Raw genomic sequence first — 2,950 nt, forward strand, 5'->3', positions numbered from 1 at the left:
GAGTATGCGCCGTCATCGACCTGGGTGAACAGTTACCTGCCGCAGGTGGTGCATGCGGTGACAAAACTGTCGGTCGACGACGGCCGCGGCCAGACGGCGGTGAGCACCTATAGCTATGCCGGCGGCAAGTACGATCCGGCGGCGCGCAAGTTTCTGGGCTTTGCCTCGATCGTCGAGACCAAACCGCTGGCCAATGGCGAGACGGCGGCCTCGAAGGTCGAGACCACCTACCGGCAGGACCTGGCAAGCTACGGCCTGCCGTCGCTGACGCTGTGGAAGGATGGCGCAGGCACCGTGCACAAGCAGGTCGCCGAGACCTATGCGGTCAATAATGCGACAAAGCCCTACACGGTGCAGAACACGGCGACCGACACGACGCTGACCGAGAATCTTGCGCGCACACTGAAGGTCGAGCGGGCGTTCGACGCCTATAACAATATCACCAGCAGCAAGGACTATGGCCGCACCGACGTCAGCGGCGACGAGACCTGGACGGTGGCGAGCTTTGCGCCGAACACCAGCGCCTACATCGTCTCGCTGCCGAGCAGCCAGACGGTGCGCGCCGGGCTGGACACCAGTTTCCCCTATATCGGCTATGACGAGACCTATTATGACGGCAACGCCGGCGCCAACGCCACGCCGCCGACCAAGGGCAATGTCACCCGCAAGCGCAGCTTCTCCGATTACTATGGAGCGCCGCAAAAGGAGGTGAACCAGTATTTTGCCTATGACAGCTTTGGCAACACGATCTCGTCGACCAACGGCCTCGGCCACAAGAGCGAGTGGGACTATGACGCGACCTATCACCTCTATCCCATAACGCAGCGCAGCCCCCGCTATTTTGCCACTGGCGGCCAGAGCGCCGACACCCGCTTCGTCTCGAGCGCCACCTATAATCCTGTGTGCGGGCTGCCGGCGACGAAGACCGACTTCAATGGCCTGATCAAGACCTTCACCTACGATCCCTTCTGCCGGCCCTACCAGGTCTCGCAAAGCATCACCGGCGCCTATGCCAAAACGCGCTTCGAGAACGAGGGCAATCCGGCGACACAGGCGCTGGTCAAGCTGACGCCGCTGCCCAATGGAGCGGGCGAGGATTTTGTCCGCTCCTATTATGACGGGCTTGGCCGCGTTTATCGGGTGGAGACTTCAGGCGAGACGGCGGCGGGCGCCAAGCGCATTGCCGACACCGAGTACGATCTGCGCGGCAATGTCTTGCGTGCCGCCTTCCCAAGGTTTGTCGGCGACACCGCGCAGTGGACGACCAGCTCCTACGACTGGAACGACCGGCTGACAAAGACCGTCTATGCCGATGCCAGCCAGACGATTTTCGCCCACAGCCTCGACAGCGGCACCGGGGCCAATCCGCGGCTTTACGCGGCCACCCAGACCGACCAGATCAATGCGACGACCACACGCCAGTCGAAGAGCGTGTCCTCGACGCGCGGCGATATCGTGCAGATCGTGCGCGATCTCGGCGGGCTTAATCTGACGGAGGGCCGCAGCTACGATGTGCTTGGCCGGCTGACCGGGGTCAGCGATCCCGGCGGCTCGAGCTGGAGCTACAGCTATGACATGGTCGGCAACCGGCTTTCCGCAACGGATCCCGATCTCGGCTCATGGTCCTATGTCTATGACGGCGCCAACCGGCTGACCAGTCAGACCGATGCCCGCGGCACCGTCACCGCTCTCGCCTATGACCAGATGGACCGGCTGACGCTGAAGACGGCAACGGCCCTGGGTGGCAGCGGGGTGACGCTGACGCAGAACACCTACGACCAGGCGGCGGCCGGCTATTACAATATCGGCCAGCTGACCACCTCTACCAACCCTGCCGCCACGCAGGCCATCAAATATGACGGCTTTGGCAAACTCGCCCGCCAGGACGTCACCATCGGCACGCTGACCCACACCACGACCAGCGTGCGCGATGCCTCCGGCCAGACGCTGCGCACCCAGTATCTGCCGGTGCAGCTCGACTTCGGCACACTTGCCACCCCGCTGCAATATACCGCCGGCAACAAGCTGCTCTCGGCTTCGGGCTTCATCACCTCGACGATCTACGAGGCCGATGGCCAGACCAAGGAGATCACCTATGCCAATGGGGTGAAGACGTCCTTCATTTATTCGCCGACCCGCCGCTGGGTCACCCGTGTCACCACAGCAAAGGCCGCCACTGTCCTGCTCGACGATCAGTATGTTCGCGATCTCATCGGCCGCATTACCGGCACCACCGGCCTGACGGCTTCGGACAGCTGGACCTATGGCTACGACAAGGCCGACCGGCTGACATCGAGCGACAATCTTGGCAACAACACGCTCGACGAGACCTTCGTCTATGCCGCCAACGACAATTTGACCTCGCGCACGCGAGTTGCCGGCACCTATGTCTATCCCTCGGCGAGCGCAGCTCGTCCGCATGCGCCGACCGCGGTCGGCGTCAAGACGCTCGCCTATGATGCCAACGGCAACATGACCTCCGATGGCACCAGGACGCTCACCTGGGACGAGGCCAACCGGCTGAAGACCGTCACGCAAGGCGCCAACACCGTCTCGCTGTTCTACGGCCCGGACGGTGCGCGAGCCAAAAAAAGCTCGTCCTTCGCCACCACGCTCTATCCCGACGCTTCCGTCGAGATCGATCCGGCGACACCCGGAGCGGAAATCTACACCCGCTATCCCCATCCCGACGTCAAGGTGACCGGCGCCACCAAAGCCTTCCTGCACCGCGATCACCTGGCGTCTGTGCGCATGGTCACCGATGCCTCAGGCGCCATCGCCGAGCAGACCAACTACGCCAGCTATGGCGAGCGTCTCAACACCGGCTTCCAGACGCAGAAGAGCTACATCGGCGAACGCTTCGATCCCGAGACCGGACTGCTCTACCTCAACGCACGATACATGGATCCGGTGCTGGGGAGGTTCATCTCGCCCGATGATTGGGATCCGA

Annotated in this window: 1 protein-coding gene; it reads left to right on the forward strand. The window is 62.9% G+C overall.

Translation table 11 applies throughout. The features are described from left to right. Positions 1-2,950, forward strand: a 2,950-nt coding sequence (locus tag NKJ23_RS34320; RefSeq protein WP_352685148.1) for an RHS repeat-associated core domain-containing protein, incomplete at both ends; no start/stop codon positions are given.

Source organism: Mesorhizobium sp. M0184 (assembly GCF_040322215.1).
Lineage (GTDB): Bacteria > Pseudomonadota > Alphaproteobacteria > Rhizobiales > Rhizobiaceae > Mesorhizobium.